6 protein-coding genes are annotated in these 6,196 nt (G+C 75.7%); 4 read left to right on the top strand and 2 right to left on the bottom strand.

Annotation, left to right across the window (positions count from 1 at the left end):
- Positions 1-51: 51 nt before the first annotated feature.
- On the bottom strand, positions 52-1,203 hold the full coding sequence (locus tag J1M41_RS11670) for an ABC transporter permease (RefSeq protein ID WP_206451798.1): 1,152 nt from the start codon (positions 1,201-1,203) through the stop codon (positions 52-54).
- 187 nt (positions 1,204-1,390) lie between these two features.
- Between J1M41_RS11670 and J1M41_RS11665 the strand changes: the two genes are divergently transcribed.
- Together J1M41_RS11665 and J1M41_RS11660 are read left to right on the top strand one after the other, a co-directional pair.
- Positions 1,391-2,770: a sensor histidine kinase gene (locus J1M41_RS11665; RefSeq protein WP_206451797.1), complete on the top strand. Its 1,380-nt coding sequence runs from the start codon at positions 1,391-1,393 to the stop codon at positions 2,768-2,770.
- The gene (locus J1M41_RS11660) at positions 2,767-3,396 is read left to right on the top strand and encodes a response regulator transcription factor (RefSeq protein WP_020624423.1); all 630 of its coding nucleotides are present in this window, start codon (positions 2,767-2,769) and stop codon (positions 3,394-3,396) included. Before J1M41_RS11665 ends, J1M41_RS11660 begins: the two co-directional genes overlap by 4 nt.
- A gap of 42 nt (positions 3,397-3,438) precedes the next feature.
- Here J1M41_RS11660 and J1M41_RS11655 read toward each other — a convergent pair whose 3' ends face one another.
- Positions 3,439-3,708, bottom strand: a complete 270-nt coding sequence (locus J1M41_RS11655; protein ID WP_036314260.1) for a hypothetical protein — start codon at positions 3,706-3,708, stop codon at positions 3,439-3,441.
- A 62-nt stretch (positions 3,709-3,770) separates the two neighbouring features.
- Between J1M41_RS11655 and purD the strand changes: the two genes are divergently transcribed.
- Together purD and J1M41_RS11645 are read left to right on the top strand one after the other, a co-directional pair.
- Entirely contained in the window at positions 3,771-5,060 is a 1,290-nt protein-coding gene (gene purD, locus J1M41_RS11650; protein ID WP_044658866.1) for a phosphoribosylamine--glycine ligase, read from the top strand.
- The gene (locus J1M41_RS11645) at positions 5,057-6,004 is read left to right on the top strand and encodes a phosphoribosylaminoimidazolesuccinocarboxamide synthase (RefSeq protein WP_206451796.1); all 948 of its coding nucleotides are present in this window, start codon (positions 5,057-5,059) and stop codon (positions 6,002-6,004) included. Before purD ends, J1M41_RS11645 begins: the two co-directional genes overlap by 4 nt.
- Positions 6,005-6,196 lie beyond the last annotated feature (192 nt).

Raw genomic sequence — 6,196 nt, 5'->3', positions numbered from 1 at the left:
AGGCGGAGCCGAGGGGGACGACGGCGCCGGGCGGCGCCGTCGTCGGGGCGGTCAGTTGCCGCCGAGGGCGACCAGCGGGTCGATCCGGGTGACGCGGTAGACCGCGACGACGGCGGCGAGCATGCCGAGCACGAGGACCCCGGCGGCGGGCACCGCGGTGGTGGCCCACGAGAGCTCGAACGGGACGGCCCGCCCCGCGAACGCGCCGACCACGGCGGCCAGCCCGGTGCCCACGGCCACGCCCCCGACGAGCACGAACGCGGCCTGCGCGAGCGAGTCCTTCAGCACCCAGCCGTTCGAGCCGCCGAGGGCCTTGAGCACCGCGATGTCGCGGGTGCGCTGCACCGTCCAGATGGACAGGAACGCGATCACCACGAGCGCCGAGATGCCGTACAGGAAGCCCTGCATGGTCATCAGGGAGCCGTTCTCGGACCGGTAGCTGGGCAGGGCGGCGTAGGAGCCCTTCACGGTCTCGGCGACGGTGCCCGCGGCGTCGTCACCGGCGGCGGCCACGGCGTCGACGTCGGCGCCGGCGTCGAAGCGCACCAGGCCGGCGGTGCCGAGCACCGCGTCGTCGGCGGTGTGCGAGATGGCGTTCCAGTCCTCGAGCGCCAGCCACGTCACGGGGGAGTGGGAGTAGTACTCGGTCGGCACGACGTCGGCCACGGTGTAGACGAAGCCGGAGACCGCGACGGCGTCACCCTCCTGCGCGTGGAGGGAGTCGGCCACGTCCTGGCTGAGCACGATCTGCCCGGGCTCGACGCCGGCCGGCGCGTCGGAGCCGCCCGGGGTGAGACCGATGAACGCGGTGGTGGCCACGCCGATGGTGGGCTCGCCGGACACGTCCGCGCGGCCCTGCGGGTCCGTGTCCACGGGGTGCTCGAGGCCGATGGCCCGGCCCTGGCTCACACCGAGCGGCTCGACGGAGGCCACGCCGTCCGTGGCCGCCCACGCGTCGCGCTGGGCCACGGTGAACTCGGACTGGGTGAACGACGCGGTGGGCTCCTGGCCCGCCGCGCCGCCGAAGACCAGACGCTGCACGCCCTGCTCGCCGAGGCGGTCGATCGCGGCGGTGTTCTGCCCGCCCAGGCCGGCCGTGAGGCCGGAGAGCATGACGAGCAGCAGGCTGATGAGGGCCACCACGGAGCCCATGAGGGCGAACCGTCCGGTGGCGAAGCGGAGGTCGCGGAGTGCGAGGAACACGGGTCGCGTCCTTTCCTGGGAGAGGTCTGTCCTGAGATTGCCTCCACGGTCTCGCGCGGGGAGGGGTCGGCACATCGCCCGCGGCGGCTGGACCCGGTCAACCGAATGGTTGATCCCGGCGGCGCAGCGGCGCAGCCCCGGGGCCGCGGGCCGCTGTCGCGTCCGGGGCGCGCCCTAGGGTGGAGCCATGTCCGTCGCACCCCGCGCCGCCGTGCCCCCCGCGGCCGCCGAGACCGGCACCACCGCCGTGCTCGCCGGCCTGCGCGTGGCCCTGCACGTCACGTTCGCCGCGCTGCTCACCGTGGGGCTGGCGCGCGCGCTCGCGGACCGGTCCCCGGAGGCGTCCTCCGGTCCGTTCCCGGCCACCACCCTGGTGCTGCTGACCGCCGCGCTGGCGGGCGTCTACCTGGCCGGGACCGTGCTGGAGCGGCGCCGGTGGGCCCGGGGCGACGACGTCGGCCGCGGTCCGGCGGTCGCCTGGCTGGCCCTGGTGCTGCTGCTGTGGGGCCTGCTCGTGGCCCACCACGGCGACTTCGCGTGGGTCGCCTTCCCCCTCTTCTTCGTCGTCCTGCACGTGGTCGACCGGGTGGCCCGGCAGGCCTGGGTGCGCCACGTGGTCGGGCCCGCGCTGGTGGTGGCGATGGCCGTCGTCGTGGTGGACGGGATGGCGGCGGGCGCCGGCGGCGTGCGGGTGCCGGCCGTCATTGGTCCGCTGGTGGGCGCCGCCGTGGCCGTGGTGCTCTCCGGGGCGTACCGCGCCCTGCACGCCGAGTCCGAGCGCCAGCGTGCCGTGGCCGAGCAGCTGCGCGCCGCGCAGGCCGAGCTCGCGCGCACCGAGCACCGGGCGGGGGTGAGCGCCGAGAGGGAGCGGCTCGCCCGCGAGATCCACGACACCCTCACCCAGGGGCTGGCCTCGATCGTGCTGGTCTCGCGCGCGGCCCAGGACGCGCTCGACGCCGCCGACCCCGCCCTCGCCCGGCAGCGCATGGAGACCGTGCGCGCCACGGCCGCCGAGAACCTCGCCGAGTCCCGCCGCTTCGTCCGCGACCTGCGCGGCACCGGGGCACCGTCCCTCATCGAGGCGCTCGAACGAGCGGTCGCCGGGTTCGCCGACCGGCAGGCCGCCGCCGGGACGCCCGTGGCTGCGGACGTCGAGGTCGTGGGGGAGCCGGTCGCGGTCGCCGAGGCCGTGGAGACCGCGGTGCTGCGAGCCGTGCAGGCCTCCCTGGCGAACGTGGGCGCGCACGCGGGCGCTCGGCGCGCCCGGGTCACGCTGGGCTACCTCGGTGATGAGCTGACGGTGGACGTGGCCGACGACGGCGCGGGGTTCGACCCGGCCGTCGTCGCGGCCCGCCCCCGGGCCGGAGCCGCCGGTGCCGACCCGGGGGCGGGGACCGGCGTGGGGCTGGCGAGCGTGCGCGAGCGTCTCGCTGCGGTGGGCGGCGAGGCCACCGTCGAGTCGGCCCCCGGCGAGGGCACCGTGGTGGCGCTGCGGGTGCCGCTGGCCGCCGCCGGGGCCGGCCGGAGCGCTGATCCCGAGCAGACCGAGAGCGAGGAGACCGCATGAGCGTGCGGGTGATGCTGGTGGACGACCACCCCGTGGTCCGGGCGGGGGTGCGGGCCGTCGTCGAGGCGCACCCGGACCTGAGCGTGGTGGCCGAGGCCGCCGACGGGGCGGAGGCGATCGGCGTCCTGGAGGCGGGCGAGCCCGCGGTGGACGTCGTGCTGATGGACCTGCAGATGGGCGCGGGGATGGACGGCGTGACCGCCACCCGCGCGGTGCGGGAGCGGTGGCCGGGGGTGCAGGTGCTGATCCTGACGACCTTCGACACGGAGGCGGACATCCTCGCGGCCGTGAACGCGGGCGCTGCCGGCTACCTGCTCAAGGACGCCCCGAGCGAGGAGATCGCCTCGGCGGTGCGGCAGGCGGCGGCGGGGCGCAAGGCGCTGGCCCCGCAGGTCGCGGCCACGCTGATGGGGCGCATGTCCGGCGGCTCCGAGGTGCTGTCCGAGCGGGAGATCCAGCTGCTCGAGCTGATCGCGCGGGGCGCCACGAACAAGGTGGCCGCGAAGGAGCTGTTCATCTCCGAGGCCACCGTGAAGACGCACCTGGTGCACATCTTCCAGAAGCTCGGGGTGGACAACCGCACGCGCGCCGTCGACGAGGCCCGGCGACGGCGCATCATCCGCTGACGGGCAGGCCGAGGCGGCCGGCCCTGGAGGGCCCGGCCCTGCTCAGCGGCGCCGCACGTACCGGGTGATCACCGCCGCGGCGACGGCGGCCAGCGCCAGCACGCCGAGCGCGGCGGGCAGGCTGAGGTCGCCGCGCTGGACGCCGAACCCCCGCAGCGTCCAGAAGACGATCAGGGCGCACGTGAACATCACGCCGACGAACATCCAGACCGACCGGAGCCCGGGTCCCAGCCCCGCACCGGGCCGGTGGCGGGGGTCACGGGGGTCACCGTCGTCGCCGGGCTGACCGTGGTGGAGGGGAGGCATCGTCATGCGCTCCACCGTAGGGGCCACGGGCCGGGCCGGGCCAGGGCCACCGCGTAGGCTTCAGGCTCGTGAAGACCCTTGTGCTCGGCAACGGCGGCCGCGAACACGCGCTGCTCACCGCCCTCTCCCGTGATCCGCAGGTCAGCGCCCTCCACGCGGCGCCCGGCAACGCCGGCATGGCCGACCTCGCCACCCTCCACGCCGTCGAGGCCACCAACCCGGCCGCCGTCGTGGAGCTCGCGCGCGAGCTGGGGGCCGACCTCGTCGTCGTCGGACCCGAGGCCCCGCTGGCCGCCGGCGTCTCCGACGCCCTGCGCGAGGCCGGGTTCGCCGTGTTCGGCCCCTCGCAGGCCGCCGCGCAGCTCGAGGCGTCCAAGGCCTTCGCCAAGGAGGTCATGGCCGCCGCGGGCGTGCCCACCGCCGGCTCCCGCGTGTGCACCACCGCCGCGGAGGCCGCCGCCGCCCTCGACGAGTTCGGCGCCCCGCACGTCGTCAAGGACGACGGTCTGGCCGCGGGCAAGGGCGTCGTGGTCACCTCCGACCGCGCCGAGGCCCTCGCCCACGCCGAGGCCTGCTTCGCCGCCGGCGGCACCGTGGTGATCGAGGACTTCCTGGACGGCCCCGAGGTCTCCCTCTTCGTGATCTGCGACGGCGAGGCCGCCGTCGCCCTCACCCCCGCCCAGGACTTCAAGCGCATCCACGACGGCGACGCCGGCCCCAACACCGGCGGCATGGGCGCGTACACGCCGCTGCCGTGGCTGCCCGAGGGCTTCACGGACGAGGTCATGGACCGCGTGGCCCGCCCCGTGCTCGCCGAGATGGCCCGCCGCGGCACCCCGTTCACGGGCGTGCTGTTCTGCGGCCTGGCCGTGACCGCCGAGGGCGTGGAGGTCATCGAGTTCAACGTGCGCTTCGGCGACCCCGAGACCCAGGCCGTGCTCGCCCGCCTCGAGACGCCCCTGGGCGGGCTGCTCGCCGACGCCGCGGCCGGCCGGCTCGGCGCGGACCGTCGACTCGAGTGGAGCGACGACGTCGCCGTGGACGTGGTCATGGCCTCGGCCGGCTACCCGGCCTCCTCCTCGAAGGGCGACGTGATCACCGGGCTGGCCGACGCGGCCGGCCTCGAGGGCGTGCACGTGATCCACGCGGGCACCGCGGTGTCCGGTGAGGACGTGGTGACGGCGGGCGGCCGGGTGCTGGCCGTCGTCGGGCGCGGGGCGGACCTGGCCCAAGCGCGCGAGCGCGCCTACGCGGGCGTCGAGCGCATCCGGTTCGACGGCGCCCAGTGGCGCACGGACATCGGACTCAAGGCCGAGCGCGGCGAGATCACCGTGCCGGGGACGGAGGGAGCGAAGTGAGCGGGGAGCGCGTGGGGTTCACGGGGGCCGAGGCCCTCGAGCTGCCGGGCTGGCGGCACGTCTACTCGGGCAAGGTGCGGGACCTGTACGAGCCCGCCGACGCCGAGCCGGGACGGTCCGCGACGCTGCTCGTGGTGGCCTCCGACCGGATCAGCGCCTACGATCACGTGCTGGAGCCGCCGATCCCGGACAAGGGCGCCATCCTCACCCGGCTGACCCTGTGGTGGTTCGAGAAGCTGGCCGAGGGCTACAACGGGGCCCACGCCGAGCCGGTCGAGCACCACGTGGTGAGCACGGACGTGCCCGCGGCCGTGGCCGGGCGGGCGATGATCGTCAAGCGCCTGGACATGTTCCCCGTGGAGTGCATCGCCCGCGGCTACCTGACCGGCTCCGGCCTGGCCGAGTACCGCGCGTCGGGCACGGTGGCCGGCCTGCCGCTGCCCGCCGGGCTCGTGGACGGCTCGCGGATCGACCCGCCGATCTTCACGCCGTCCGCGAAGGCCGAGGTCGGCGAGCACGACGAGAACATCACGTTCGAGCAGATGGTCGAGCGCGTGGGCACCGAGGCCGCCGAGCGCCTGCGGTTCCTCACCCTGGACCTGTACGCCCGCGCCGAGGCGATCGCCCGCGAGGCCGGCATCATCCTGGCGGACACGAAGGTCGAGTTCGGCGTGGACCCGGCCACCGGCCAGGTGGTGCTGGGCGACGAGGTCCTCACCCCGGACTCCTCCCGGTTCTGGGACGCCGAGGACTACGAGCCCGGCCGCCCCCAGGCGAGCTTCGACAAGCAGTTCGTCCGCGACTGGCTCACGGGCCCCGACTCCGGTTGGGACAAGACCAGCGGGGAGGCCCCGCCGGAGCTGCCCGCCGACGTCGTGGCCAAGACCCGCGACCGCTACGTGGAGGCGTACGAGCGCCTGACGGGCCGCCCCTTCGACGCCTGACCCGGACTTTCGAACGTGGGGTAGGCCCTCTCTCACGTTCGAAAGTCCCCATTCGCCCGATTTCACGTTCGAAAGTCCGGGGCGGGGCGGGGCGGCTCCTGCACAGGGGCCCGGCCCCGCACAGGAGGGGGTCGGACGCCCGCCCACGACGACGGCGCCCGCATCCTGGCCGCATGCCACGCCGCCCCGCAC

This window comes from Micrococcus sp. KRD096, from assembly GCF_017168495.1.
GTDB classification, from domain to species: domain Bacteria; phylum Actinomycetota; class Actinomycetes; order Actinomycetales; family Micrococcaceae; genus Micrococcus; species Micrococcus luteus.
This window is presented reverse-complemented; position numbering and strand designations above follow the sequence as displayed.

Coding starts and splice junctions, on each gene's coding strand:
- J1M41_RS11665 (WP_206451797.1), top strand. CDS start 1,391: ATGTCCGTCGCACCCCGCGCCGCCGTGCCCCCCGCGGCCGCCGAGACC.
- J1M41_RS11660 (WP_020624423.1), top strand. CDS start 2,767: ATGAGCGTGCGGGTGATGCTGGTGGACGACCACCCCGTGGTCCGGGCG.
- J1M41_RS11655 (WP_036314260.1), bottom strand. CDS start 3,708: ATGACGATGCCTCCCCTCCACCACGGTCAGCCCGGCGACGACGGTGAC.